Source organism: Pseudomonas sp. Pmew2 (assembly GCF_058129885.1).
This window is the reverse complement of the sequence record NZ_CM176702.1, coordinates 3184665-3209796: the sequence shown is the minus strand read 5'-3', so window position 1 is coordinate 3209796 and position 25132 is coordinate 3184665. Positions and strand designations below refer to the sequence as shown.

The window sequence follows — 25132 nt, the reverse complement described above, 5'->3', positions numbered from 1 at the left end:
TCTGAAAACGGTCTGATGCAGTGTGAGTCGAGCGCGTTTTTCGCTCGGTTTTCCGTGTTAAGCGCGCAACTCACCCAAACCCATTAGTCGCTTTCGAGCCATCCACAGGTTCGACAGGGCGAACAGCGTGGTCAGTTGGGCCGTGTTTTTCATCAGCCCACGAAAGCGTACTTTCACGTAACCAAACTGGCGCTTGATGACCCGAAACGGATGCTCGACCTTGGCGCGTGTCTGCGCTTTGCAGTACTCGATCTTGCGCTTGGCTTTGTACAACAGGCTGCGTTTGTTCAGCTTGGAATACGTGCTGCGCCGCGCCGCGATTTGCCAGATCACGTTACGATTTTCGTGCTCTTCACGCTTCTCGACACCGGTGTAGCCAGCGTCCGCATAGACCGCGTTTTCTTCCCCGTGGAGCAGTTCGGCGACTTGAGTGACATCGGCCACATTGGCCGCAGTGCCATGGACGTGATGAACCAGTCCAGACTCAACGTCAGCGCCGATGTGGGCCTTCATACCGAAGAAATACTGGTTACCCTTCTTTGTCTGATGCATCTCGGGATCACGCTCGCCGTCTTTGTTCTTGGTCGAGCTTGGGGCATGAATAATGGTGGCATCGACGATGGTGCCCTGGCGCAGCGACAGGCCTTTTTCCTGCAAATAACCGTTGATGACCGCGAGGATTGCAGGAGCCAGTTGATGTTTCTCCAGCAGGTGCCGGAAGTTCATGATCGTGGTGTCTTCCGGTATCGGCGCACTCAACGTCAGGCGTGCAAACTGGCGCATGGGGGTGATTTCGTAGAGCGCTTCTTCCATGGCCGGATCACTCAGGGAGAACCAGTTCTGCAGCAGGTGAATGCGCAGCATGGTTTCCAGCGGATAAGGTTTTCTGCCACCGCCGGCCTTGGGGTAGAACGGTTCGATCAGGCCCAGCAGACCTGTCCAGGGGACGACCTGATCCATCTCGGCGAGGAAGCGTTCGCGGCGTGTCTGCTTGCGCTTGCTGGCATATTCGAAATCGGAAAAGCTCATCTGGCTCATGGGAGGCTCGGATCAGGTGGTCAGGCGATTTTCGCATAACCGGGACTTGTTCGGAGATTCCCTAGAAATCAAAGTGTTGACACCTATATGTGTACTATCTGTACCATCCGCACCTTTTTGGGTGGGTGCATTGGATGGCGGTGGTTCAGGTAGTAGCGAAGGTGGTGGTTGACGATACGGGAATCCAGAGCGAGATCCCTGTCTTGATAACTGAGCATGGAGTGGTGTCCTCGCTGGTTGACTACCTCCTGGATAACCACCACCTGAGTCCTAGCTGGCAGCGTTCGGTCACTCAGGCCACAAAGCTGCTGCTGGAGTACATGGAGGCCAACCAGCACCACTTCTCCGATCCCCGTGCCCTCTTCCAGGCTTTTGCCTCACGCCTCTATACCGGAACGGTTGGAGATGATGGCCTAGATCCATCTGGTCTAGGGTGGGTTCCAGCCAGCCGCAACTCATCCAACCGTCACGTTTCAGTTCTGAACTGGGCAGCCTGCGGCTGCAAATTGTGGGATTTTGAAATCGGTTATCATAGCCAAAATTGAGTCGATCCCTCCTCAGCACAGGCTTACACATGGCGTCAGAGACAAAAAAACGTAAACGGGCAAGCCGGGCAAAAGCCAAGGCAAAGCAGACCCGTCTCCAACGCGCCGGGCATACCACCTTCGTTCCCGATACCGACTTTTCCTTCGATGTCGATCCTTTGGGTGATGTCGATCTTTGTAGTTGCTGCCAGACAGCGTATCTGAACGACAGGTTTCCCGACGCTTCTTGCGTAAGCGTTTCGATGAGAGAAGGGCCAGGCGGATTCGCCATCACCGCCGTCATTCACCACGATGAGGAGCCATCCTGCTGACGTGGCCTCTGCACCGCCTGCTTACAAACCTCGACCGCTCAAAAACCTCTTCACGGCCAACGGCTGCTGGGCAGATTTGCTGGAAGCCGGCGGTCTGCGCCAAATCGAAGTGGAGTCGATCAGCAAAATGCTCGCCTGCGGCACCTCGATACTGGGCGTCAAACACTACACCTGTGGCAATGAGCATTGCCCACACGTCAAATACCTGTGCAACACCTGCCATTGCCGGGCCTGTCCTTCCTGCGGCAAAAAGGCCACCGACCAGTGGATCGCCGTGCAAAACAACCGTCTGCCCGACTGCCCCTGGCAGCATCTGGTGTTCACGCTGCCCGACACGCTGTGGTCCCTGTTCTTCTACAACCGCTGGCTGCTCGATGCGCTGTTTCGTCTGGCGGCCGATAACCTGATCTACACCGCCAAGCGGCGCGGTTTGCGCGTCGGGATTTTCGGTGCGCTGCACACCTATGGCCGGCGGCTCAACTGGCATCCCCACGTCCACCTGTCGGTGACCGCGGGCGGCCTGGATGAGCAGGGCGTCTGGAAAAATCTGTCGTTCCACAAAGAGGCCCTGCGGCGGCGCTGGATGTGGCTGGTGCGCGATTACCTGCTGGGACAGCCGCTTTCGCAACTGACGATGCCGCCGCAGCTGGCCCACATCCACTGTGAAAGCGACTGGCGCCGTTTGATACTGACCGCTGGTGGCCAGCACTGGCACATCCACTTGTCGAAGAAGACGGAAAACGGCCGAAAGACCGTCAATTACCTGGGCCGCTACCTGAAAAAACCGCCGATCTCGGGCAGTCGTCTGGCGCATTACACCTGCGGGGCCACGTTGAGCTTTACCTACCTGGATCACCGCACGCAGACCTATCAGCAGGAAACGCTGAGCCAGGCCGACATGCTGCGCCGGGTGGTCCAGCACATCCCGGAAAAGCATTTCCGGATGATCCGGTATTTTGGTTTTCTGGCCAATCGGGTGTGTGGGAAATACCTGCCGAAGGTGTATGAAGCACTGAAGATGGCGACGCCAGGACCGGTACCAAAGCTGTATTTTGCGCCGATGGCCAAAGCCTTTCTAAACGTCGATCCGTTCCGCTGCGTGCTGTGTGGCGCGCGGATGGTATACACGGCAGCGATCAGCGGGCTGACGGTGCAGGGACTGGTCCTCAACGCTCAGGCGATCGCGCAGATGAGGTACGTGAAGCCCTGACAGGGGGAAGGTGCGTCCGCACCTAGGCTCAGCGGTAAAATAAACTGTGTTAATGCGGATTTATAGGGATTTTCACTGCATAAGTAACGCATCAGCGTCTTCCTACGCATCGCTATGAAGGCATGACGCCTCCTTCACAGCGTCAGGTTCATGCATAGGCATTTTGAAATTCCTATGCATCAAGGGCTTCACAGACTATTTGGCTGATCTGTACGACGCTCCGGCCATGAACCCCTTGATGACCGCCAGTACCTATGATCAGAGACTTAACTTCGCTGCCTGGCATCGCCGTAACAGCAATGATTTCCTAGGGTCTGTTCCCGTTTCGACGTAACCCATTGATCTCTATGAGAACAGGCCCGTATTGTTGGAGTTCTCACACAACACCAATACGAGCCTGCAATGCCCCGATTAATGCTCAGTGATGAGCACTGGCCGAAGCTTCGAGAAATTTTGCTGCACGAATCGATCTACAACAAGCGAGATTTGCGCACCACGGTTGAAGGCATGCTGTACCGCATGCGTGTGGGTTGCCCTTGGCGAGACCTGCCGAAAGCGTTTGGAAACTGGAGCAAGGTCTACAAGCGGTTCAATGCCTGGTCTGCTTCAGGCAAGTGGGTCAAGGTGCTTGAGGTGCTGATGACCGATCCTGACATGGAGTGGGTTTTCATTGATGGCAGTTATGTAAAGGCTCATCAGCACAGTGCAGGTGCTGCCAGCACGCAGGACCAGGCCATCGGAAAAAGCCGAGCCGGTAACACCAGCAAGATTCACCTGGCTGTAGACGCTTGTGGGCTGCCCATTGCATTTGACGTGACCGGAGGCCAGACCAATGATTGTTCGCAGGCGGCCTCGTTGATTGCCAAGATGCCCAATGCAGAAGTGATCATTGCGGACAAGGGCTACGACACTGAACCGCCCCGGGTTTCTCGGAGACCCTTTTGTTTGAGTCATGCCACCTGGGCAGACTCGGTGAGTTGCTGATAATAGATTGCTTCTGCTTCGACCGGTGGAATATGACCGATTGGCTCCAGCAGGCGGCGGTGATTGAACCAGTCCACCCATTTCAGGGTTTCCAGCTCCACCGCCCCCCGTGTGGGCCAAGAGCGTCGATGAATCACTTCAGCCTTGTAAAGACCATTGATGGTCTCAGCCAAAGCATTGTCGTAAGAGTCACCGACACTCCCGACCGATGGCTCAATACCGGCTTCGACAAGACGCTCGGTATAGCGAATGGACACGTACTGCACGCCACGGTCACTGTGGTGAATGAGTCCACCCTGCTTGACTGGGCGACGGGCGTAAAGGGCTTGCTCCAGTGCATCGAGTACAAAATCGGTACGCGCTGAACTGGACACCTTCCAACCGACGATGAATCGGGCAAAGACATCAATGATGAAGGCCACGTAAACAAAACCCTGCCAGGTACTGACGTAGGTAAAGTCCGATACCCATAGGGCGTTCGGGCACTCAGCCACAAACTGACGGTTGACATGATCCTGCGGGCACGGCCTGGCTTGGTCGCTGACCGTCGTCTTGACGGGCTTGCCGCGTACCACGCCTTGCAGGCCCAGCTCTCCCATCAGACGTTGCACCGTACAGCGGGCGACTTGCAGTCCGTCACGCAGCAATTGTCGCCAGACCTTGCGCACGCCATATACCTGGAAGTGCTCATCCCAGACTCGCTGGATGTGCTCACCCAGTTCCTGGTCACGCTGCGCACGCGCTGACTGCTGGCTGGGGTCAGCCTGCTGAGCAGCGTACCGGTAGTACGTCGACGGGGCGATTGGCAACACCTTGCAAATCGGCTCGACCCCGTAAGACTGGCGGTTTTCATCAATAAACGTCTTCATCGTTTGAATGGGCGGTCGAGCTCCGCCTGGGCAAAATAGGCTGAGGCCTTACGCAAGATCTCGTTAGCTTGACGCAACTGACGGTTCTCACGCTCCAAGAGCTTGACTCGCTCACGTTCGACTGTGCTCAGCCCATCACGCTGGCCGCTGTTGCGCTCAGATTGGCGAACCCACAGCCGTAATGTCTCGGGCGTGCAGCCGATCTTGGGGGCAATGGCACTGATGGTGGCCCACTGCGACTCGTACTCAGGAAGGTGTTCGAAAACCATCCTGATGGCCCGCTCACGGACCTCTGGGGAATACTTCGGTAGTTTTTTCATCGCTCCATCCTCTCAAAGGTTGGAGTCTCCGAGAAACCCGGGGCGGTTCACACCCGTCGTGCCGTGAATCCGCTGATGAGCGACTTCGTCGAGCCATTGGCCGATATGTGCGTTGGCCGTCACCACATCCAGCGTCAGACCCGCACTCTTGAGCGTAGCGGCCAACGGGGTAATGAAACTGCCCTTCAGATACCCGTTGAAGCGCTCAACCTTGCCCTTGGTCTGGGCACGGTAAGGGCGGCAGACCTTGGGAATAAAACCAAACTCATCGGCCAGCGCAGCCAATCGGGGATGCCAACGGTGCAGGCCCTCCCCAAAAGCGTCTCGCTCGGTGATGATGGTTCCGGCGTTATCAAACAATGCCTGCTCGGGCACGCCGCCAAAGTAAGCGAACGCCTCCCGAAGCCCTGTCAGCCAGGCTTCGCTGTCCTCTCGCTCGGAGAAACGGACAAAGCTTGCTCGACTAAAACCAAGTGTCGCCACGAACGCCTTAAGCGGCTGACGGCCTCGTCGAATGGTGGTGAAGTCCACCTGCATCTGCTTGCCGGGCAGAGTTTCGAAACGTACCACCGGCTCTTCTGCCTTACGTTTGAAGGGGCGAATATAAGCCTTCAGACGACTGACGCCGCCGCTGTACCCCAATGCCGTGATCTCACGCAGCAGGACGGTCGCCGGAATCCAGTGCGGGCGCGCTGCCTCAATACGCTCATGCAGGTAGTCCTTGAAGGGGTCGATTTTGCACGGACGTGCGGGTCTCACCTTGTCACTGGGTAGCGACCGGGCCTTTCGCAGGTACTTGCGCACGGTGTTACGCGAAATACCCAGCTCACGGGCGATGAATTTGATGCCATGGCCCTGACGGGCCAATACTTTAATTTCCACAGACTGCTCCTGGGTCAACATATTGGCAGCTCAAAGCCGCCAGTTTTACCCAGGGGGTCAATTCTAGGTTGGCGTTAGGGGGTCATTTTTACAGTGGCGGTGACAGTTACGTGCCTGCAATTAGGAAAATTCTGAAGGAGATCGAATGATCTGACGGGCTGTGGAGGGATGGCTTGTAGTGCAGCGTCTTAGTACATATACTAACCATCCCTCGCGGCTTTAGCCCCCAGCGCTACTAGCCCACGGTCATCTTAGTACAATAGGTGATCTTATCTGTGTGTGTTTAGTTGAGTTATATAGGATATGGCTTGTTGCATAAGTATAAATGGGCGAGGGTTGCTGTTCCAAACCTCGGAACTGTCATATTTATCACCTATCAGGTCATCAGGTCATCAGGCTACAGGGTTGGTTTTGGCAGTGCTGTTACATTCCTTTCATACACTTTCGCACATCATCGTCTATAACGTTGCCTGGTTTGATGCAGTCCCTTAGCGGGTTTTCGTCTTGCCTGTCTTCAAACTCAGCTTTGGCTCGATTCCGGCACTGTTTGTTAACAGCCTTGCCCAGCGGCGATGTATCGCCTTTATATGACTCGCATGTCGCTGCATTTGCAGCTTTTTGCATCTGCACGACCATTGGCAGGGTCGCGGGATCTACAGCCCATGCTGGTGAGCTTATGCAGGCAATATCAGTCCTTGATTTCAGGTTTAGCAGGCGTTGGTACCGTCGGGCGGACACTTTACCGCAAAACGTTTTGAATTCGAGTGCTGACTTGGGTACGTGAGCCAGGCGCAATGTCTCGGTCCGTCATTGTTGAAGTTTACGCTGCACATGGGTCGGACACTGAAGTGTGAGGGGCTTCGATTTTCACGTTCTTGAAATACACAGGAGTCAGTTCTCGGCTTCAAATCTGGTGGCCAGGGCTCACCAAGGATGCATGTGTAGGTACGCATAATGTATATTATGTTAAATTATATCTATTTGTAACTGCTACCAGCAACCTAAGATCCACGCGCCATGGTCTCCATTTGCGCCAATCGCGATTTGAGTGGAAAGCCCTTCTTTATCTTCCCAACCCCTTGATTCTATTGGGCTCTAGTTCACTAGGCATCCCAGTTCGACGCAGCTTTTTGACGATATGAGTGGAAACCTCTCCGATTCATAAATCCATAAGTCATTGATCTGTATAGATTTTAAAAATCCACGTCTAAACGGAACAGCTCCACGCCTAAGGAGAAATCAGTGGAATCATATTTCAGGGGATACATTGTCGACCACCTCGAACCTCTTACAGAACAAGTGCTCCAGGGCTTTTTGAGGAATTGATTTGAACCTGAACGTCATGAGCGCACTCTGTCTCTATTAGCGACGCTGTTTGCGATGTACTTGCGGGTTTCCGATATCGTTGGACGATCCAGCTGGCGACCTTCAATGGGGGATTTTAGACAGGATCCCGAAGGTAATTGGTGGTTTCACGTAGTGGGTAAAGGTGACAAAGTCGGCAAGATTGCTGTCAGGGACGAATATATCGAGCAGTACTTGACGCGTTACCGTACCTTCTTGGGATTACCCGGGTTACCGCAGAGAGGCGAAAAAACACCGCTGATTACTACCCTCACCGGGCGTTCGGGGTTATCAGACCGCCAGGTGCGCGCCCTCCTCCAGGCCGTTTTTGATAATGCTGTTGTTCGATCATCCGTTGATGACCAATTGCACGAGGCGGCACTGCCGCAGAGGCCTGTCCGGAGTGCGGAGCCGAAAGTTGAGTAGTGAGGAAAGCATCCCCGGATCCGGTCGTTGAGGTGGAAGCGGCAGCACGTGTAGGTGACGCCCACTTCCAATATTTCGGTGAAACGGGACGACTCTTGCGATCTGAGTCGAAGCCGCAGCCTAAAAACCGAGTCCGGCAAGGTCCGACGGTTTAGGTGATTAAGCAATTGGGATATCGCTATAGCGTAATGAGTTGCGCGGTTTGAAACCGGCCGCACGCGGGTTCTAAAATCATCAACACGTTAACCTCAGTTTGCTTGTGACAGACATTCGCTCAATTTCTAAGCGCGTGCTGCAAAACATAGCTGTCAGCAACCTGCTGGAGCGCGGCGAGTTTGCCGTCTCTCACCGTCCAAATATGAATGAAACGGATGTCTACTTTCTTTCCCTCTTTGGTGACGCCGTGATATTCGCCAAATACAAAAACATGGTTCTTGTCATCGCCGTAATAGTCCAGCGCCTCGGTGTTCCAAGACGAAAATAGCGGACTAAACTGACCGAAAAAATCTTTCAGTGTGCTGTCGAGGTCTTGGTAAACTGTTGCCGCTGACCGAAAACTGACCCAGTAGAGGCTGTTCTGCCGACTGAAAACTGACCCAGGTGTTCAACTGCTTCTGCTCACTTTTTGAGCAGGAGAACACAGGGTGATCAGCATGGAAATGTTGGGAAAAATCCGGCGGATGTACTTCCGCGACAAGCTCTCGCTGCATCAGATAGCCAAGCGTACCGGGCTGTCGAGAAACACCATCCGAAAATGGGTCAGAGCGCCCGAAGCCAATCAACCAGCGTACCAACGGTGCGCATCCTTCAATAAGCTCAACCCTTTTCACGAGACCTTAGAGCAGGCGCTCAAGGCTGATTCGTTCCGGCCAAAACACAACCGTAGGAGCGCCAAGGCACTTTTTGAGCAGATCAAGGCCGAGGGTTATGACGGCGGTTACAGCCAGCTCACGGCGTTTGTCCGCTCTTGGCGGTGCGAGCAAGGCAAGTCTGTACGCGCTTTTGTACCGCTGACTTTTGCCCTCGGTGAGGCCTTTCAGTTTGACTGGAGCGAAGAAGGCCTGCTGATCGGTGGCCTGTTTCGACGTATCCAGGTCTCCCATATGAAGCTGTGCGCAAGTCGCGCGTTCTGGTTGGTTGCGTACCCCAGTCAAGGCCACGAGATGCTGTTTGATGCCCATACACGTTCGTTTGGAGCGTTGGGTGGCGTGCCACGTCGCGGCATCTACGACAACATGAAAACGGCTGTCGACAAGGTTAACAAAGGCAAAGGCCGCACGGTCAATGCCCGGTTTTCCGTGATGTGCGCGCACTATCTGTTCGATCCGGACTTCTGCAACGTGGCCTCTGGCTGGGAGAAAGGCATCGTCGAAAAGAACGTGCAAGACAGCCGGAGGCGAATCTGGCTCGATGCTCAAAATTGCATGTTCCATACCTTCGAGGAGCTGAACGTCTGGCTCGGCCAACGCTGTCGTACGCTCTGGGCTGAACTTGTACATCCGCAGTACAACGGTTTGACGGTGGCAGAAGTCCTGGAGCTGGAGCAGGCTGAAATGATGCCAATGCCGACGGCCTTTGATGGCTACGTGGAACGCACCGTCCGTGTCTCTAGCACCTGCCTGATCAGCGTGGCGCGCAATCGTTATTCGGTGCCTTGCGAGCGTGTGGGTCAATGGGTCAGCAGCCGTTTGTACCCTTCGCGAATCGTGGTCATTGCCGACGAAACGGTGATCGCCAGTCACGAGCGCCTCTTTGATCGAGATCAGATCGGTTTTGACTGGCAGCACTACATCCCACTCATCGAACGCAAGCCTGGTGCACTGCGCAATGGCGCTCCATTTGCTGATCTGCCAAAACCGTTACAGCTTCTTAAACGCGGACTGAGGCGTCACACCAACGGTGATCGAATCATGATGCAGGTACTGGCTGCTGTGCCCATCGCCGGTCTCGAACCAGTGCTGGTGGCGGTGGAGCTGGTACTTGAATCGGGAAGTCTGAGCGCCGATCACATCCTCAATGTCGTTGCCCGCCTGACCTCCACCGCACCACCTCCCTGTGTAGAAACCAGCCTGCAACTCAAAGTGGCGCCGGTTGCCAATACAGCACGCTACGACCGGCTCCGTACGACCGATGAGGAGAATCGCAATGCGTGACCTAATGACTGAACTCAAAGAACTGCGCCTGCACGGCATGGCCAGTGCTTGGGAAGAACTGGTCTCTCAAGGAACAGCGTCGACGGCTTCATCGAAATGGCTGCTGGAACATCTGCTTCAGCAGGAACATGCGGATCGCGCGGTGCGCTCGGTGAATCATCAGATGAACATGGCAAAACTCCCCATGCACCGTGACTTAGCTGGCTTTGACTTCAGCGCTTCCAGCGCTGATGCCCGGCTGGTCAGCGATCTATCCAGCTTGGCGTTCACTGAAACCGCGCAGAATGTCGTGTTCATCGGCGGCCCTGGCACCGGGAAAACACACCTGGCCAGTGCCTTGGCTGTATCCGGAATCACGGCCTACAACAAACGCGTGCGCTTCTTTTCCACGGTGGATCTGGTGAATCTGCTGGAGCGTGAGAAGTACGATGGCAAGGCAGGGCGAATCGCCCAGGCACTGCTGCGCACAGACCTGGTGATACTGGATGAACTCGGATATTTGCCCTTCAGCCAAAGCGGTGGCGCCCTGTTATTTCACCTGCTGTCCAAACTGTACGAACACACCAGCGTGGTCATCACCACCAACCTGAGCTTCTCGGAATGGTCGAGTGTGTTTGGCGACGCCAAGATGACCACCGCGTTGCTGGATCGGCTGACACACCACTGCCACATCGTCGAAACGGGCAACGAGTCCTACCGCCTACAACACAGCACATTGGCTGCCCAGACAAAGATCAAAACACGCGAACGAAAGCGAAAGGACGGAAATGATATCGAGGACGATGAGCCATTTTGATCCGCACCATAAATGCCCTGCTGCATGCGGTGGGGCTTGATGCGTCTTCAATCGGAACACTGCTGCTAAGCTTATCCACAATTGCTGGGGCAAAAATCAGCAATCCGTCCTGGGTCAATTTTCAATCGGCAGGGTGGGTCAGTTTTCAATCAGCGCCAACAGAGAACCCGGCAGCCGTGAAGATCGGAATGCTCTGGGCACTGCTTATAGGCAGTGTGACCCATGCCAGCGCCAGGCGCTCGTTTTCGATGAGGGTAACCAGCGCGTCGACAGCGTCACGCAACGCTTGCGGGTCATTTGGCAGTGAAGCTGGTTCGACAATGATCCCGTTGAATTTGTCCCGTGTGAATTCCAATGTACACCTTTGGATTGCTTTGTCTGCCGGGATTGTAGTGAGGCGGGAGCAGCTTTGCGAATGCTCGTGAAAACGGGCATAGCGGATTACACTGTTTTATCGAGGACTGTTTTATCGAGGTCTGCGAAACCATCTTTTTAGTGTCTCGTGGCCATCATCGATATAAGTAAAATAACGGGCACTACCAACAGGCTTAGTACGGTCGATGCCGATAGCCCGCCAATGACGACCACCGCCAATCGACGGTCAGCGCCGCCTTGCGATCACCCGCCCGACACGACACCTTTTCCGCCTTTGGGTATGCGTCTGCATAGGCCCTTCACCTTCACGTCATCCGTAAAACCGTTGCCGCCAGCGCCGATTACGTTTGCAGGCGCGCCCATTACTTGCGCGCATAAAAAACCCGCCGAAGCGGGTTGTTTTTTCCATCAATACCATTCCGACATCCTGTCGGTAGCCATCCCGGCAATGGTGATCATCCGTGACCTGTGAAGCGCTTCCTGCGCTTGCAGTTGATGGGTGTAGATTGCTCCTTCGCCGTGGCGCCGTACAGAGTGGATCCACTCCAGATAGTGTAAGCCTTTTGCCATTTTCCGGATGATCCTGTGCCCTGCCCTCAGTTGCGCTCAAACTCGATCAATACGTTTCCTATATGCTTTGCCGCAGCAAAATAAGCGTAGGCTTGGGGGGCATCAGCGAATTTGAACGTCCTGGCAACAACGGTTTCAACCCCATTTGCCTCGATTGCGCGTATGAGGTCGACAAACATCGCGCGGCTACCATTGGCAATGCCCCTGATGGTTACATTTTTCAGGATGAGGGACAGGTAATCTGGAATCGGAGAGTGCTTCTCCGGGGTCACGCCAATGACCGCGATACGTCCGTTGACGGCAGCGGCAGCGATTGATTGCCCCAGGGTGTCCTGGCCTCCGGTTTCTAGGATGACGTCCGCACCGGTGTTATTGGTGAGCGCCATGACTTGCGCAGCCCAGTCAGGGTGTGTTCGGTAATTGATGGTAATGTCCGCGCCCAGCTGGCGGGCGATGTCCAGTTTTTCGTCACTTGACGAGGTAATTGCCACGCGCGCGCCGTGGAGCCTGGCGAGCTTCAAAGCGGCCAGCGCCACCCCGCCGGTTCCGAGACAAAGGACCAGCTCGCCCGGCTTGACTTTGCACACCTCCATCAGCGCGTTCCAGACTGTCAGGCCCGCAGATGCGAGCGCGGCAACGTCTTTGTCCGCCAGCCAGCCGTCGTGGGTTACGCCGACGTCATGGGCAAACACATCGATTCTGAATGGGCCTTCCAGCCAGTCCGGGAAGTGACCGCAGATAACCCGGTCACCCACTTTGACCTGACTGACGCCCTCGCCTACAGCGATGACCTCGCCCACACCTTCGGAAACCGGAATGCGCTCCGGCTCCTGTCTGGCACCGTAAACGCCATGAAGGATCTGAACATCACGACTGATGAGACTCACCAGACGAGGCGCCACAATGGCTTGCCCCGGTCCGTCTGGCTCGATCAACTGTCATCGCCCCTGGACGAACGATGTCCGCAAGCCCTTAGCCCTGAAACGCTCTGTGTTGTCCGCAGCGCAGACGGCTGCTACTTCAAACGCCAAATCCCCTCCACCCGATGCGCCAGACCGCGCTCGCCGAGCGACTCGATGTACTTCTTCATGCCTTTCTCACCGCGCTTTTGCAGCAACCGGGTGGTGCGCGGCAACAGGTTGGGGAACAGCATAGCCAGACTGGATGCCAAGGATTCGCTCGGTTTCGGTGTCCGTTCCAGGCACGGTTTGTCGAGCATGAGTAACACCTGACGTGCGACGTCGTCCGGCGATTGTGGCGGTGCAATGAACTGTAAAGCGTTGCCGCCTTCGATCGCTTCCTTGCGCAGCATTTGGGTGTCTGTCGCGGTTGGCAGGATGGAGCCGACCTTGATGCCCTTCTCGGCCAGATCCAGACCGATCGAGAGCATTGCGCCGCGCAGGCCGAACTTGCTGGCGCAGTAGATCGGTGATTCGGGCGTGGGAAATACGCCCCCCAATGAAACAGTGGATATGACCCGGGCGTCGTTCGAGCGCTTGAGCAATGGAATGGCCAGACGAGTCAGGATCAGCGGTGCGACGAGATTGATGTTGAGCTCTCGACTGATGCTTTCCACCGAGCGTGTATCAAACGCTTCGACTACTGCAATGGCTGCATTGTTGATCAACACGTCAAGTCGGCCAAACTCTGACTCTATGTAGGTCATCAAGCCTGCCAGGCTTTCCTGGTCGGTCAGATCAACTACATAGGGAAAAGCATCTTCGCCAAGGCTTTCCGCCAGCACGCGCAGCTGCTTTTCGTCGATGTCTGCCAGTATCAGTTGCATGCCCCTGCGGATCAGCTGGGCGCAGATCGCCTGGCCAATGCCGCCGGCCGCGCCGGTAATCAGGACCACCGTTTTCATAAGCACGTCTCCTGAATGGCGACCTTCTGTTGCATTGGCGCAGGAATATAGCCAGTGCCTTTACGCAGGCTTTTGTAATAACCCTCTTCGACCGCAGGCCAGCCTTGGCTGTGAAACAGCTTGCGCAGGTATTTCTTGAGCGCATGCGCCTCCAGGTAGACCTCGTGGCGTTGGGATTTGACGAACTTGATTCCCCCGGAAAGATCCGGGTCGTCCGTAGCAATCAACTGATCGAAATGACTGGCCTGGGTTTTCTGATGCAATTGGTCACGCAAGTAACAAGCGACAGCATGCGCCTCGCTATCAAACAGCTTATAGGCGCTCGAGTTCGTCTCGACGTACCCGATGCCGAACAGGTTGTGATGCTCACGACTGAAAATAGACAGGTACAACCGGGGCCGACCGCCCTGCCACTCGAAATACTTCGCGGCATAGGGGCAGCTCCATTTATACCCGGTGGCATACAGCACCAGATCGAGTGGCTCACGCGTGCCGTCTTTGAACACCACGTGCTGACCCTCGTAGTGGGACACGTCCGGCTTTACCTGAATATCGCCGTGCTGCAGGTAGTGCAGCAACTGGGTATTGAGCAACGGGTGGCTCTCAAAGAGCTTGTGGTCCGGCCTGGGCAAGCCAAAGCGCCGGGTATCACCATTTATGACCCGTAAAATGGTCTGGAAAACCGGGCGCGCCAGCCACATCGGCAGTTGCGGTCCCTTTTCACCGAACTCGTCAACCGGCATCCCGAACAGGTGCTTGGGAATGAGGTGGTAGCCGCGACGCATGCTGATAAAGGCTTTATCGGCATGTTTGGCCGCATCGCAGGCAATATCGGCACCGGAGTTACCCGCACCGATGACCATCACCCGCTTGCCCTTGAATTCGTCGGCGTTCTTGTACGTTACCGAGTGCCGAACGGTGCCCTCAAACTGACCTTTCACTTCAGGCATGTTAGGGTCCCAGTTACAGCCGGTGGCACACACTACCGCGCGATAGCGGCGTCGTTCACCGCTGGCCAGCGTGACTAGCCAGCGTCCATCCTGTTCTTTTTCAACGTCTTTGACTGCGGTGTTGAAACGGATCCTGTCGTACAGATCGAACGCCACCGCAAAAGAGCGAACGTACTCGAAAATCTGTCGATTGCTCGGGTAATCGGGAAAGTGCGCGGGCATGGGATAGTCGATAAACCCTGACTGATCGCGAGAGGAGATAAAGTGCGCCGATTGGTACATCGGGGTTCCGGGGTTATTGATATCCCATACACCTCCCACTTCGCCGTGTCGCTCGAACTGCTCGTAATCGAGGCCCTGACGCTTGAGCGCCCTCGCCATACACAGCCCGCCCGGGCCGCTTCCGATAATGCACACCGCGTCGGCGCAATCGTGGATCTTGTTGTTCTCGTGGCTCACTTTGTATTCCTCGGGTTCAACAGCGAGAACCCTAAGTTAGCCAAGGAGGCGCGGAGCATGCAGGGGGCCAATGGACGTAAAAGGGGGTGGTAACGGACTTGTTCGGCTGGCGGGTCGGATCAATGATTAATTTAACGATTCGAGGGGTGTTTCGGCTGTTTTTTCAGGCATGCTGTGATTCGATAAAACAATAAAACCTGTCTGTAAAAGGTCCGGATCAACATGAAGCTCATTGCTGACCCACTGTTCTCTGAAGCCTCGGCTCCGCCGCAGGTATCGCGCATGCTCCTGCAGTACGCGACCGAACGTGGCGTCGATGCCGAGTGGCTATGCCGTGGCCTGGGTTTTGCCCCTGATGACCTGAAAAAGCCCGGCTATCTTCTGTCGCATCGGCAAAGCAACCTGCTGGTACGCCGAACAATCACGGTGCTGGGTGATGACGGCTTGGGTCTGTCGGTCGGCGAGCGCCAGACAGCAGTGTCATGGGGCATTGTCGGGCTGGGTATGCAGGCCAGTCCCACGCTGGGTGAGGCGCTGGACCTGGCCATTCGTTACCAGAAGCATGCCGGTGCCCTGCTCCGCCATCGAATGGCGCTTCATGAAGGTCGCTGCCTGACCTACATGGTGCCGCAGTTCTTTGACCCTGACGTGATCAGTTTTTATCTGGAAGAGGCATTCGCCAGCGCGATGGCCATTGCGCGGCATCTGACTGGGCATCATGACATGCTCCCCAGCCGCATCGAGCTTGAATATCCAGAGCCTGCGCACCGGCAACGATACAGCGAAATATTCCGCTGCCCGGTGGTATTTGCCGGTGCTCACAATCTGATCGAATTCGATGCCCTGTGGCTGGACATTCCATTGTTGACGCGCGATGACTTCGTGGCTGCAGAAGTGGCAGAGTTGCTGGACAGTGCAAACTGGGAAGATAAAGGCACGTCAGATCTTGTCGAAACCGTTCAACGGGAAATACGCAAGCGTCTCTGCGCTCCGCCGTCACTCAATGACCTTGCGCAACAGCTCAATATCGGCGAACGCACCTTAAGGCGTCGTCTTGACGAGGCGGGACAGTCCTATCAGGGCGTCATCGACTCGCTACGCAGGGCCCGGGCATTGTCACTCCTGAGTCACCGTGAAACGAAATTGATCGACGTGGCGACTGAAACCGGCTTCAGCGATATTCGTGATTTCCGTCGGGCGTTCAAACGCTGGACCGGGGTAACGCCCCGCGAAGCCAGATACGAAATTCAACAATTTCGAAAAGACATCCAGGGCCTGTCAACCTCCTGAGTTTTTGCGTACTCGCAAGAACATACGTGATCATCAAACGTCCGCTGCCGCCCCCTTTTTTGTCCGCTCAACCCCTGCGTTCTGTGACCGGTTGTTTATCGTAGCTCTCTGCTCTCCATAAATAATCAAACAAGAGATGGGCCGTGATGACAGAACGAGTGCTTGTTACCGGGGGTGGCGGTTTTGTGGCCTGCCACTTGATTCAGCAACTGCTTGCCAGCGGCAATGTCGTCAATACCACCGTGCGCAACCTCACCAACAGGGCAAAAGTGCTTCCTCTGCTGACGTTGCAAAAGCAACATCCAGGCAAACTTTACCTGTTCGAAGCAGATCTTCTTGTAGACGGCGCGTTTGATGCGCCCATGCACGACTGCACGGTCGTCCATCATGTGGCGTCGCCCTTTCTGCTGCCTGAAAAAATAAAGGACGGCCTCCGGGAAATGCTTGAGCCTGCACTGCTGGGCACCCGGAACGTTCTGAGCAGTGTCGATAAAACGCCCAGCGTCCTTCGTGTCGTCATGACCTCCACCGTCGGGGCAATCTTTGGCGATTACATTGACGTTTTGCACATGAAGAACAAGACCCTTACCGAAGACTATTTCAATACCAGCAGCACGCTTGAAACCAACCCCTATCACTACGCCAAGGTCGAGGCCGAAAAAGAAGCATGGCGGATCTGCGAGAAGCAGACTCGCTGGAGCCTGGTCACTATCAATCCGGGCATGATCCTCGGCCCTTCTCTTACGCCGGCCTCGGACTCCGGAAGCCTGTTTCTTCTGGATGAGATGTTCCGCGGTTACTTCTTCTATGGCATGCCCGACCTGAGTCTGACTACCGTGGACGTCAGGGATGTAGCGGCAGCTCATATCATCGCAGCGAACAAGGTTGACGCTCAGGGGCGCTATATCCTTGCTGAACAACATATGATTTCTTTCGTGGAGATAGCTGGCATTGTGCGCCGTTTGCATCGATGCCCCTGGTTATTGCCGCGTTACCGCATTCCCGACGCTATTGTCAGGTTGATTGGTCCCTTCTTCGGGCTCACTCAGGATTATCTGTGCAAGCACCTCGGCATTCGCTTTGTGGTGGATAACCAGCGCAGCCTGAATGATCTGGGCATCAAATATCGATCCATCACGGAAACGCTGACAGATCATTACCGTTGCTGGGATATGCAGCGTCAGCTCAACAGCCAGGCGAATGAGAAGCTTCGGTCGTGACATTCAAGTTGCTTCACTTCCCGTAACGGAATGGAACGTGCATAGACCTCGCTTATCAGGTTTCACCCGAGGTCTCCCCATGCGCCATCTCGATACCGATTGCCTAGCTGCTTTTGTTGCTGTCATCGATTGCGGCGGGTTCACCACTGCCGGTGAGCGTATCGGCAAGACCCAGGCAGCTGTCAGCCTGATGCTGGGCCGGCTGGAATCCCGGGTCGGGCGCAAGCTGTTGGAGCGGTCACGCCGTGGCGTTACGCTGACGGAGCATGGTGAACGGCTGATCGGCTACGCCAGGCGTATCCAGATGCTCGAAGACGAGGCGCTTGCCGCGCTCGATTGCGGGCAGGAAGCCACTCGCGTTCGTATAGGCATGCCGGATGACTATCTTGAGTCGCTGGGCTGCGAGCTCATGCAGGCGTTCACCCTGCGCTATCCGCATTTACAGGTAGAAATCATCTGTGATTTTTCTTCTCGCCTCGAGTCCATGATTACCGAAGGTAGCATCGACCTGGCGATCATCACCCGCTCCGGCACCAAGGTGCAGGGTGAGTTACTTAGGTGCGAACCGATGTTGTGGTGCGCAGCGCCGGGGCATTTTCCCGAGCAACAGAAGGTTTTGCCGTTGTCGTTATTTACCGAAAGCTGCCGGGCGCGTCCGCAGATCATTGAGGCGCTGGATCTGTTGGGGACGCCCTGGCGGATGGTCAGTTCTTCATCTCATCTGCCGGGCGTCATGCATTCGGTTCGGCTGGGCACCTCGGTGACGGTATTGCCCGCTTCAGTTGTTCCATCTGGCTGGCGCATCCTGAAATCCGAGCAGTTGCCCCGGCTGCCAAGCATCGAACTGGAGCTGCTGGTGCCCGAACATGCCCTGTTGAACACCCGCCGCCTGGCGCATTTCGTCCGTGATTGCTTTCAGGCCGAAAGCCGTTCTGAAAGCGAGTCTCAAAGCGAAGCGATGGCAGCCTTGTAACCTTCAAGCACCGCTTGCAGCGCTTTTTCCTGATGCGCAAAGGTCAGATAAGTTCGGCCAAAGGCAAACGGCATGCTCATGACCCGTTCACGGCGCAGCGCTTTGTGCAGCGAGAGTGTCCACGCGCTGTCAGCCACATGCGCCGCATCGGCGTAGGTTCTGGGTGGCGTCGCCGAGGGCCATAACGTGAACACTGACCCGTAACCCGTACTGCTAACGGCCATGCCTTTGCTGGCAAAGGCTGCGACCACTTGGGCGCGCAGCTGGTCACCGCGTGTCAGCAGTGCGGCATAGTTGGCGGTCGCCAGTTGCTTGAGGGTCGCCAGTACTGCAGCGCACGCTGGCGGCGCTCCACTGTAGGTGCCGGCGCGTACGATTTTTCCCTGCTCGAAAAGACGCATGTATTCGGGTTTGCCAACCAGAGCGGCGACCGGAATACCACTGCCGATCGCCTTGCCGACCGTGGCCAGATCAGGCTCGGCACCCAGCAGCGTGCCGGTCAGCCCTGGACACAGGCGCAACCCCATCAACACTTCATCCAGGATAACCAGTGCGCCATTGCGGTGAGCCAGATCGCTGAGGTGCTTTAAATAGCCCGGCGCAGGCTCGATGCAGCCTGCGTTGGCCAACACGGGTTCCACCACCAGGGCTGCGATGTCGCTGTAATCGCGAAACAGTTGTTCGGCATCCTCAAAATCGTTGTAGCGCAACAGCAGCATGCCATCACGTTCAGGCCGGGTTGTGCCGCTCATCAAGGCCGAGGCCTGCCCCGCATTGCCAAAGGCTACCGAGTCGTACCAGCCGTCATAGCCGGCAGCGAACTTTACAATGCGCTGGCGACCCGTTGCCACGCGCGCGGTGCGGCAGGCCAGGTGCACGGCTTCGCTGCCGGTGTTGAGGAAGATCACCTGGCTGAGATCGCCGGTGAATGTCGCCAATGCGGCAGCAGCGGCCTCCTCGTCCGCGTGGGCAAAGGAAGGCATCGGGCCGTTGAGCATTGCTGCACTGGCCGCTTCCATGACCTCCACCTGAGCATGGCCCAGCATGGTTGCACCAAAACCCATTGCGGTATCCACGTAGCGCACCCCCTTGCTGTCCCACAGCCATGGCCCATTGGAGCGTGCGACATTGAAAGCCTGGCCGTCGATTTCGGGCAAAGCGCGGCCGCCGCTGGAAATTCCACCGATCAAATGTTTCATCTTTATTCTCAGGAAATGGGAGGTATCAATAGCCCATGACGCGGGGCAACCATTGGGTCAGATTCGGGAAAAACACGAGCAAGGCGATGGCAAACGCGGTGGCGATCCAGAACGGTATCAATCGTCGTGATACGGCACCGATATCAATACGTCCTACGTTGCACACCACAAAGATGTTGGTGCCGATAGGCGGAGTGAAAAGTCCCCAACCCAGGGTCATGGTGAAGATAAGGCCGATCTGATAGGGCTCGAAGCCCGCAGCCTTGGCCACGGGGACCAGAATCGGCGCCAGAATGATCATTGCCGGGCCAAGGTCCAGCCAGAAACCGACCACTTTGAGTACCAGAATCACCAGCAATATGGTGACCAGCGGGCCGGTATGCAGGCCGACAATCCAGGTGGCCACTGTATGGGGCACCAGTTCGAAGGTCAGGATCCAGCCAAACGGCATGGCCACAGCCATGATGATCATTACCGAGCCGGTGGTGGTCACCGCTTCGGTCACGGCCGGGAATAGATCGCGCCAGGCCAGTTGTCGATAGACAATGGTACCGACGAACAGCGCATAGAGTACTGACAGCGACGCCGCTTCAGTGGCCGTGGCAAAGCCGGTAACTATCGACCCGAGCACCATGAACGGCATCAGCAACGCAGGCAGCGCGCCACCGGTGTCCCGCAGGAACAGGCCCCAGTCCATCTTGCCTTCAGCTTTTGGAAAGCCCTCGCGAACCCCGACTATGTAAGCGGTCATCATGAAGACTGCGGCGAGCATCAGGCCAGGGATAACGCCAGCCATGAACAGACCACCGATAGACGTGTTGGTCAACACGCCGAACATGATCAGGATGACGCTCGGCGGTACGATAATGCCCAGCGTTCCAGAGGCTGCTGTAACAGCAGCGGCGAAGGCACGTGGGTAGCCACGCGCCTCCATCACCGGAATCATGACCTTGGCAACGGTGCCAGTATCGGCTGTGGCTGATCCGGTCAGACCGCCATAGACGAACGCAGTGGCGACATTTACCTGCCCCAGTCCGCCGCGCAAACGCCCGAAGCAGTGCTCCGCAACACGCATGATGCGCAGCGTCAGACCGCCACGGTTCATCAGCTCTCCGGCCAGCAGAAACAACGGTATCGAGGCCAGGGTCGACGAGTCGGCACCGCGCAGCGTTTGCTGGGCAATCCAGGCCAGCGGCATGTGCAGATCACCCCACAGCAGGGCCGCGATACTGCCACCGGCCATCGCCCAGACAACTGGCAGGCCAGCCATCAGCAAACAGAAAAACGCCAGAAAAAGGATCAGCACGGTCATGGGCGTACTCCGTTGCGAATCAGGCGTGTCAGACGAACCACAGCCAGTAGCGCAAGCATCACGGCGGCGCTGATCAACGCCAGTGAACTCAGCCCGGCGGGCCAGCGCAGCACTGGGGTTGGCATCCAGCCGGTGCGTGAAATGAACGCCACACCGCTGCTCAGCAGCCAAGCGCTGATACCCAGCAGGGCCACACTGGCAAAGGCATCCAGGGCCTTTTGCAAAGACCTTGGCAGCATGCCCACCAGGCCCTGGAATCGCACGTTTTCGTGCCTCATTTCAGCGATCACGGCGCCAATAAATGTCACCCAGATAAACCCGATCGTGGCGATCTCGAACGACCATTCGAAGCCATGCAGATTCAGGTAACGCGAGAAAACGCCTGCCAGAATGGACAGAAAGGTCACGGCGAACATCAGCGAGCCGAATACAGCAAGGCAGCGTTCAGCCAGGCTGCTGGGTGGTTGGTCGGGATGCGGGCTGATAGACATGGCGTCACTCGCCTTGCGCGTCGTGCCGCAGCTGGCTGACGAAGTCTTCGCCCCAGACCTTGCCGAACTGGGCATACACCGGGTTGCTCAACTCGCGGAATGGACGCGGGTTGACGTCATTGAACTTCACGCCTTTGCCCTGCATTTCCTGCTGAATCTTGCTGTACACCGCTTCCAGCTGCGAGCGATACCAGGCTGTGGTGTCTACCACCGCCTTGTCGAGAGCAGCCCGATCAGTTGCGCTCAGGCTTTCATACTTGTCCTTGTTGATGAACCAGAAGTTAGCCGACCACACGTAGTTCGAGAGCGAGACATATTTGGCGACCTCATACCACTTCTGGTCGTAAAAATCGCGCAGCTCGGGCTCCACACCGTCCACTACGCCCGATTGCAGCGAGGTATAAACCTCTCCGAACGGAATCGACTGTCCCAGCCCGCCCAATTGCTTGATGGTTGCCAGAATGACGGGGTTGGGCGGCGTACGTATTTTCAGGCCGCTGAGGTCTGCGGGCTGAATTATCGGGTGTTTGCTGTTGGCGAACTGGCGAAAACCAGAGTCCAGCGCCGAGAGCATGACGAAGCCTTGATCCTGGCCCATGCTGAGGAATTTCTTGCCGGCTGCGCTATCGAGGTAGGCATGCACGGCGACCGAATCTTCGAACAGAAATGGCAGCGACAGCGCGTTCAGGCGTGGATCGATGCCGTCGGTCGAGCCGCCCAGGCCTATGTCGATGGCTCCTGCGCCGACCGAGTCGACAATAGGCGCTTCGTCACCCAATTGCCCGTCGGGATAGACCTGTACGTTCAATTCGCCCTTGGTCTCGGCGCTGACCTCGGCAGCAAAACGTGTCATCGCCTGATTGATCAGGCTGCTGGAGCTTGAGGCGTGGGCTAAACGTAACGTCTGGCCCGCCATTGCGACATTTGCACTGATCAGCAAAGCCAGCCCGGTCAAGGCTCCGAGAACAGCGTTTAGACGAGATGGGAATCTGAGCATGGCGGCGAACCCTACGTTGAATAGCGTTGCAGCCATTAACCATGAGTGCGGACCGTAGCGTCAATTGAGAGATGGCTTTTTGCGATTAGGATGCTTAATGCATCCATACATTTATTTATGGATGCCACTTCCTGCCATTCCAACGTTCTCAGTCAATGCGCCAGGCACTGAAAATCCGCGCCATGAGGGGATCATCGCGAGCAAAGCCGGGCCCGCAGCCGAAAGTGGCCCCAACCACGTTTCCAGTATCGGGTGTTGCTTCATCAGCTTATGAATCAAGTGAGGAAAAACTCCAGTCAACTGCCTCGGAACCCACCGGTCGACGCCTCGAGAGGCGAGCCGTTACTATCGGCGGATGACTAAAGGAGCGCTTTGATGTTTCACGTTATGTTCAGCCTGCCCTGCCTGTACGTTATCGCCAGGTTCTTGTGGCCAATGCCGTGGGCTCTATCGGCAAGAATTGCCGTTGCTCTGCTGCTTGTTCTAGCCTCGCAATATCATCTGTATTGCCGGTTTTCCTCCGGGAGCGTGTTTTCGCCGGAATTTCCACGCACCGTTGTGATGCTGTTCAACTGGGCATTCGGCGCGATCCTGTTGCTTGCGGTGTTGCAAATCATCGTCGATATCGCAACGTTGCTGACGATGCTGATGCGCCGGCAAGCACTGACCATTCCGGCCAATCTGCGCTACGTCATCGGTGTGGCGGCCCTGGCGCTGGCGGCAATCGGCGTGCAGCAGGCCGTGCGCGTGCCGCCTGTGAAAGACATCCAGATCGCGATCAAAAACCTGCCTGTGCAATTCGAGGGCTACAAAGTATTGCAACTGACTGACATGCACATCAGTCGCCTGTTTGACGCACCATGGACGCAGGCGGTGGTGCAGCAGTCAAATGCGCTGGGAGTGAATCTGATCGTCATCACCGGCGACCTGATCGATGGCTCACTCAACAACCGAAAGCAGGATGTCGAAGCGTTGCGCGATTTACGGGCACCTGATGGCGTGTATGTCATACCCGGGAATCATGAATACTTTTTCGACAACCAGACGTGGATGCAGCACTTTGTCTCGCTGGGGATGGTGCCACTCGCCAACAGCCACACTCTGATCGAGCGCGACGGCGCACGGATCGCTCTGGCTGGCGTCACCGATGTGACCGCACCAAAAACCGGCTTCCCCGCGCCAGACGTTGAAAAAGCCATAGCAGGCATCGCAAAAGACACACCGATCATCCTGCTCGACCATCAACCGAGAAACGCGCGAGAAACCGCGGCTAAAGGGGTAACTTTACAACTTTCCGGCCATACCCATGGCGGAATGATCTTCGGTCTTCACCGCCTGCTGGCCCTGGCCAACGGGGGATCTGTGTCGGGGCTTTATGATGTCGGCGGGATGCAGCTGTACGTCAACAACGGCACCGCACTCTGGCCCGGATTTGCCATTCGTCTTGGCCAGCCTTCGGAGTTGACCCGGATTACGCTTCGGCGGGCACCGTAGCTTGCCATTAGTGGCGCGCCACATCCTGTGCGCCCGACGTTCGTGCTACCCGGCACTGGCGCGCGCCCTTATCGGTACTTCGGGCTCGGCCATTGCCAGCAGCGCTGTCACCTGGGCCAAAGGCAAGGGCCGTCCGAACAAGTAACCCTGAGCGAAATCGCACTCGTGGGAGGCTAACCAGTCTGCAAGTTCCTCGTGCTCCACTCCCTCGGCGGTGATTTTCATGCGCAGGCTTTTTCCCAGAGCGAGGATGGCTTTGACCATCTCATTTTGGTTATCCAGTGAGGTGTCAAAGAAAGACCGGTCGATCTTGATTTTGTCGATGGCCAGTTTGGTCAGGTGGTAAAGCCCCGAATAGCCCGTACCGAAATCGTCCAGCGCTACGCTCACCCCCATAGCGCGCAAACGCTCCAGGTTCAGGCGTGCACTGTCGATATTGGCCACAAGGGCATTTTCCGTCACTTCCACTTCCAGCCGACTCAGTGGAAATTGACCTCCACTGGCCACGTGGGCCAACCAGTCGGGAAAATCGACACTTTCGATCATCAATGAAGTGACGTTTATGGACAGCGTAAAGTCGCTGGGCCAGTCACGCGCCTGATCGAAGGCCTGAAGCAGAAGACTTTCAGTGAGTTGCTTGATTAGCCCCAAATGTTCTGCCACGGGTATGAAGTCAAGCGGCATGATAGTTCCACGCTCGGGGTGCAGCCATCGCGCCAATAGTTCGAAGCCCGCGAGGCGTTGCTCCGGAAGATTGACAATAGGCTGATAGAACGGCTGGATTTGCTGTCTTGCAAGCGTTGCATCAGGCGCTTCAAAAGAATGAACGGTACGACCATCGACAGCAATGCAAACCCGGTCGACGTTAATACAAAACGCCAGCGCTCAGCATCTTCGAAGTCTTGATCATACGGTAAGTTCATGGCGTACATGGCGAAGGACTCAAGCTTGAATTCCCACGCGATGGCCACCAAAAAAATAGAAAACAGATAAAACCACAACAGGTGTAAAGGTATTTACGAGCCATGTGCGGACTGCGAATGAATGACATGAACGCTAC

Annotated in this window: 21 protein-coding genes, 5 pseudogenes and 1 other annotated feature; of the genes and pseudogenes, 12 read left to right on the top strand and 14 right to left on the bottom strand. The window is 56.2% G+C overall.

Annotated features, from left to right (window positions below; genetic code table 11):
- Window positions 1–57: 57 nt before the first annotated feature.
- On the bottom strand, window positions 58–1038 hold the full coding sequence (locus AC4ANK_RS14560; protein WP_044424202.1) for an IS5 family transposase: 981 nt from the start codon (window positions 1036–1038) through the stop codon (window positions 58–60).
- 89 nt (window positions 1039–1127) lie between these two features.
- Between AC4ANK_RS14560 and AC4ANK_RS14555 the strand changes: the two genes are divergently transcribed.
- The 4 genes and pseudogenes from AC4ANK_RS14555 to AC4ANK_RS14540 form a co-directional block, all read left to right on the top strand.
- Window positions 1128–1583 (top strand): hypothetical protein, encoded by a 456-nt coding sequence (locus AC4ANK_RS14555; RefSeq protein WP_489980874.1) that lies wholly within the window; start codon window positions 1128–1130, stop codon window positions 1581–1583.
- Between the two features lie 29 nt (window positions 1584–1612).
- Window positions 1613–1894, top strand: coding sequence for a hypothetical protein (locus tag AC4ANK_RS14550; RefSeq protein WP_460384945.1), 282 nt, complete (start codon window positions 1613–1615; stop codon window positions 1892–1894).
- Window positions 1875–3104 (top strand): IS91 family transposase, encoded by a 1230-nt coding sequence (locus AC4ANK_RS14545; RefSeq protein WP_460382827.1) that lies wholly within the window; start codon window positions 1875–1877, stop codon window positions 3102–3104. The genes AC4ANK_RS14550 and AC4ANK_RS14545 overlap by 20 nt, the downstream gene beginning before the upstream one ends.
- A 402-nt stretch (window positions 3105–3506) precedes the next feature.
- Window positions 3507–4028 (top strand): annotated as a pseudogene (locus AC4ANK_RS14540) (IS5 family transposase); the annotation flags it as partial.
- 26 nt (window positions 4029–4054) lie between these two features.
- On the opposite strand, the gene AC4ANK_RS14535 reads toward AC4ANK_RS14540, so the two are convergent.
- The 3 genes and pseudogenes from AC4ANK_RS14535 to AC4ANK_RS14525 form a co-directional block, all read right to left on the bottom strand.
- Window positions 4055–5277, bottom strand: a protein-coding gene (locus tag AC4ANK_RS14535; RefSeq protein ID WP_095178853.1) for an IS3-like element IS51 family transposase whose coding sequence is annotated in 2 segments (ribosomal slippage) — window positions 4055–4992 and window positions 4992–5277 — 1224 coding nt in all. Because the reading frame shifts where the segments join, the coding sequence is not laid out codon by codon here.
- Window positions 4883–4999, bottom strand: a sequence feature (AL1L pseudoknot). Its footprint overlaps the gene before it by 117 nt.
- A gap of 51 nt (window positions 5278–5328) precedes the next feature.
- Window positions 5329–6180: pseudogene (gene istA, locus AC4ANK_RS14530) on the bottom strand (IS21-like element ISPsy4 family transposase); the annotation flags it as partial.
- Between the two features lie 402 nt (window positions 6181–6582).
- Window positions 6583–6873 carry a hypothetical protein gene (locus AC4ANK_RS14525; protein WP_031597969.1) on the bottom strand — a complete coding sequence of 97 codons (291 nt, stop codon included), beginning with the start codon at window positions 6871–6873 and terminating at the stop codon, window positions 6583–6585.
- Window positions 6874–7488: 615 nt separating this feature from the next.
- On the opposite strand from AC4ANK_RS14525, the pseudogene AC4ANK_RS14520 reads away from it, so the two are divergent.
- A pseudogene (locus AC4ANK_RS14520) lies at window positions 7489–7851 on the top strand (site-specific integrase); the annotation flags it as partial.
- Window positions 7852–8203: 352 nt separating this feature from the next.
- Here AC4ANK_RS14520 and AC4ANK_RS14515 read toward each other — a convergent pair.
- Window positions 8204–8386 (bottom strand): nuclear transport factor 2 family protein, encoded by a 183-nt coding sequence (locus tag AC4ANK_RS14515; RefSeq protein WP_460414690.1) that lies wholly within the window; start codon window positions 8384–8386, stop codon window positions 8204–8206.
- A gap of 196 nt (window positions 8387–8582) precedes the next feature.
- Between AC4ANK_RS14515 and istA (AC4ANK_RS14510) the strand changes: the two genes are divergently transcribed.
- The gene (gene istA, locus AC4ANK_RS14510) at window positions 8583–10082 is read left to right on the top strand and encodes an IS21-like element ISPsy20 family transposase (protein WP_122302115.1); all 1500 of its coding nucleotides are present in this window, start codon (window positions 8583–8585) and stop codon (window positions 10080–10082) included.
- Window positions 10075–10878, top strand: coding sequence for an IS21-like element ISPsy20 family helper ATPase IstB (istB, locus tag AC4ANK_RS14505; protein WP_031598096.1), 804 nt, complete (start codon window positions 10075–10077; stop codon window positions 10876–10878). The genes istA (AC4ANK_RS14510) and istB overlap by 8 nt, the downstream gene beginning before the upstream one ends.
- 160 nt (window positions 10879–11038) lie before the next feature.
- Here istB and AC4ANK_RS14500 read toward each other — a convergent pair.
- A pseudogene (locus tag AC4ANK_RS14500) lies at window positions 11039–11233 on the bottom strand (DNA mismatch repair protein MutT); the annotation flags it as partial.
- A gap of 147 nt (window positions 11234–11380) precedes the next feature.
- Between AC4ANK_RS14500 and AC4ANK_RS14495 the strand changes: the two are divergent.
- Window positions 11381–11725: a hypothetical protein gene (locus AC4ANK_RS14495; RefSeq protein WP_460414698.1), complete on the top strand. Its 345-nt coding sequence runs from the start codon at window positions 11381–11383 to the stop codon at window positions 11723–11725.
- A 124-nt stretch (window positions 11726–11849) separates the two neighbouring features.
- Here AC4ANK_RS14495 and AC4ANK_RS14490 read toward each other — a convergent pair whose 3' ends face one another.
- The 3 genes from AC4ANK_RS14490 to AC4ANK_RS14480 form a co-directional block, all read right to left on the bottom strand.
- A complete protein-coding gene (locus AC4ANK_RS14490; protein WP_031598698.1) occupies window positions 11850–12758 on the bottom strand; it encodes a zinc-dependent alcohol dehydrogenase family protein in 909 nt (302 codons plus the stop codon).
- Window positions 12759–12838: 80 nt separating this feature from the next.
- Complete coding sequence (locus tag AC4ANK_RS14485) at window positions 12839–13687, bottom strand: SDR family oxidoreductase (protein ID WP_002553770.1); 849 nt, start codon at window positions 13685–13687, stop codon at window positions 12839–12841.
- Complete coding sequence (locus AC4ANK_RS14480; protein ID WP_002553769.1) at window positions 13684–15054, bottom strand: flavin-containing monooxygenase; 1371 nt, start codon at window positions 15052–15054, stop codon at window positions 13684–13686. The genes AC4ANK_RS14485 and AC4ANK_RS14480 overlap by 4 nt, the downstream gene beginning before the upstream one ends.
- A gap of 264 nt (window positions 15055–15318) precedes the next feature.
- On the opposite strand from AC4ANK_RS14480, the gene AC4ANK_RS14475 reads away from it, so the two are divergent.
- The 3 genes from AC4ANK_RS14475 to AC4ANK_RS14465 all read left to right on the top strand — a co-directional run bounded on the left by AC4ANK_RS14475 (window position 15319) and on the right by AC4ANK_RS14465 (window position 18579).
- On the top strand, window positions 15319–16386 hold the full coding sequence (locus AC4ANK_RS14475) for an AraC family transcriptional regulator (protein WP_002553768.1): 1068 nt from the start codon (window positions 15319–15321) through the stop codon (window positions 16384–16386).
- Window positions 16387–16532: 146 nt separating this feature from the next.
- On the top strand, window positions 16533–17606 hold the full coding sequence (locus tag AC4ANK_RS14470) for an NAD-dependent epimerase/dehydratase family protein (protein WP_002553767.1): 1074 nt from the start codon (window positions 16533–16535) through the stop codon (window positions 17604–17606).
- Window positions 17607–17685: 79 nt separating this feature from the next.
- Entirely contained in the window at window positions 17686–18579 is an 894-nt protein-coding gene (locus AC4ANK_RS14465) for a LysR substrate-binding domain-containing protein (protein ID WP_002553766.1), read from the top strand.
- On the opposite strand, the gene AC4ANK_RS14460 is transcribed toward AC4ANK_RS14465, so the two are convergent.
- From AC4ANK_RS14460 to AC4ANK_RS14445, 4 genes are read right to left on the bottom strand one after another with little or no spacing between them, the layout of a single operon-like run.
- The gene (locus tag AC4ANK_RS14460; RefSeq protein ID WP_002553765.1) at window positions 18552–19778 is read right to left on the bottom strand and encodes an aminotransferase class III-fold pyridoxal phosphate-dependent enzyme; all 1227 of its coding nucleotides are present in this window, start codon (window positions 19776–19778) and stop codon (window positions 18552–18554) included. The two genes, AC4ANK_RS14465 and AC4ANK_RS14460, sit on opposite strands and share 28 nt — an antisense overlap.
- A 25-nt stretch (window positions 19779–19803) precedes the next feature.
- The gene (locus tag AC4ANK_RS14455) at window positions 19804–21090 is read right to left on the bottom strand and encodes a TRAP transporter large permease (protein ID WP_002553764.1); all 1287 of its coding nucleotides are present in this window, start codon (window positions 21088–21090) and stop codon (window positions 19804–19806) included.
- Window positions 21087–21581, bottom strand: a complete 495-nt coding sequence (locus tag AC4ANK_RS14450; RefSeq protein WP_002553763.1) for a TRAP transporter small permease — start codon at window positions 21579–21581, stop codon at window positions 21087–21089. Before AC4ANK_RS14450 ends, AC4ANK_RS14455 begins: the two co-directional genes overlap by 4 nt.
- A 4-nt stretch (window positions 21582–21585) precedes the next feature.
- Window positions 21586–22578: a TRAP transporter substrate-binding protein gene (locus tag AC4ANK_RS14445; RefSeq protein ID WP_031598607.1), complete on the bottom strand. Its 993-nt coding sequence runs from the start codon at window positions 22576–22578 to the stop codon at window positions 21586–21588.
- A gap of 375 nt (window positions 22579–22953) precedes the next feature.
- On the opposite strand from AC4ANK_RS14445, the gene AC4ANK_RS14440 reads away from it, so the two are divergent.
- Window positions 22954–24072, top strand: coding sequence for a metallophosphoesterase (locus tag AC4ANK_RS14440; RefSeq protein WP_002553761.1), 1119 nt, complete (start codon window positions 22954–22956; stop codon window positions 24070–24072).
- Window positions 24073–24117: 45 nt separating this feature from the next.
- Here AC4ANK_RS14440 and AC4ANK_RS14435 read toward each other — a convergent pair.
- Window positions 24118–25123 (bottom strand): annotated as a pseudogene (locus AC4ANK_RS14435) (EAL domain-containing protein).
- Window positions 25124–25132: the final 9 nt, after the last annotated feature.

Bases quoted from the DNA above. Each gene is read 5' to 3' on its own strand.
- AC4ANK_RS14545 (WP_460382827.1), top strand. From the start codon at position 1,875: ATGAGGAGCCATCCTGCTGACGTGGCCTCTGCACCGCCTGCTTACAAA.
- AC4ANK_RS14440 (WP_002553761.1), top strand. From the start codon at position 22,954: ATGTTTCACGTTATGTTCAGCCTGCCCTGCCTGTACGTTATCGCCAGG.
- AC4ANK_RS14455 (WP_002553764.1), bottom strand. From the start codon at position 21,090: ATGACCGTGCTGATCCTTTTTCTGGCGTTTTTCTGTTTGCTGATGGCT.
- istB (WP_031598096.1), top strand. From the start codon at position 10,075: ATGCGTGACCTAATGACTGAACTCAAAGAACTGCGCCTGCACGGCATG.
- AC4ANK_RS14550 (WP_460384945.1), top strand. From the start codon at position 1,613: ATGGCGTCAGAGACAAAAAAACGTAAACGGGCAAGCCGGGCAAAAGCC.
- istA (WP_122302115.1), top strand. From the start codon at position 8,583: ATGGAAATGTTGGGAAAAATCCGGCGGATGTACTTCCGCGACAAGCTC.
- AC4ANK_RS14485 (WP_002553770.1), bottom strand. From the start codon at position 13,687: ATGAAAACGGTGGTCCTGATTACCGGCGCGGCCGGCGGCATTGGCCAG.
- AC4ANK_RS14475 (WP_002553768.1), top strand. From the start codon at position 15,319: ATGAAGCTCATTGCTGACCCACTGTTCTCTGAAGCCTCGGCTCCGCCG.
- AC4ANK_RS14560 (WP_044424202.1), bottom strand. From the start codon at position 1,038: ATGAGCCAGATGAGCTTTTCCGATTTCGAATATGCCAGCAAGCGCAAG.
- AC4ANK_RS14465 (WP_002553766.1), top strand. From the start codon at position 17,686: ATGCGCCATCTCGATACCGATTGCCTAGCTGCTTTTGTTGCTGTCATC.
- AC4ANK_RS14470 (WP_002553767.1), top strand. From the start codon at position 16,533: ATGACAGAACGAGTGCTTGTTACCGGGGGTGGCGGTTTTGTGGCCTGC.
- AC4ANK_RS14450 (WP_002553763.1), bottom strand. From the start codon at position 21,581: ATGTCTATCAGCCCGCATCCCGACCAACCACCCAGCAGCCTGGCTGAA.
- AC4ANK_RS14445 (WP_031598607.1), bottom strand. From the start codon at position 22,578: ATGCTCAGATTCCCATCTCGTCTAAACGCTGTTCTCGGAGCCTTGACC.
- AC4ANK_RS14460 (WP_002553765.1), bottom strand. From the start codon at position 19,778: ATGAAACATTTGATCGGTGGAATTTCCAGCGGCGGCCGCGCTTTGCCC.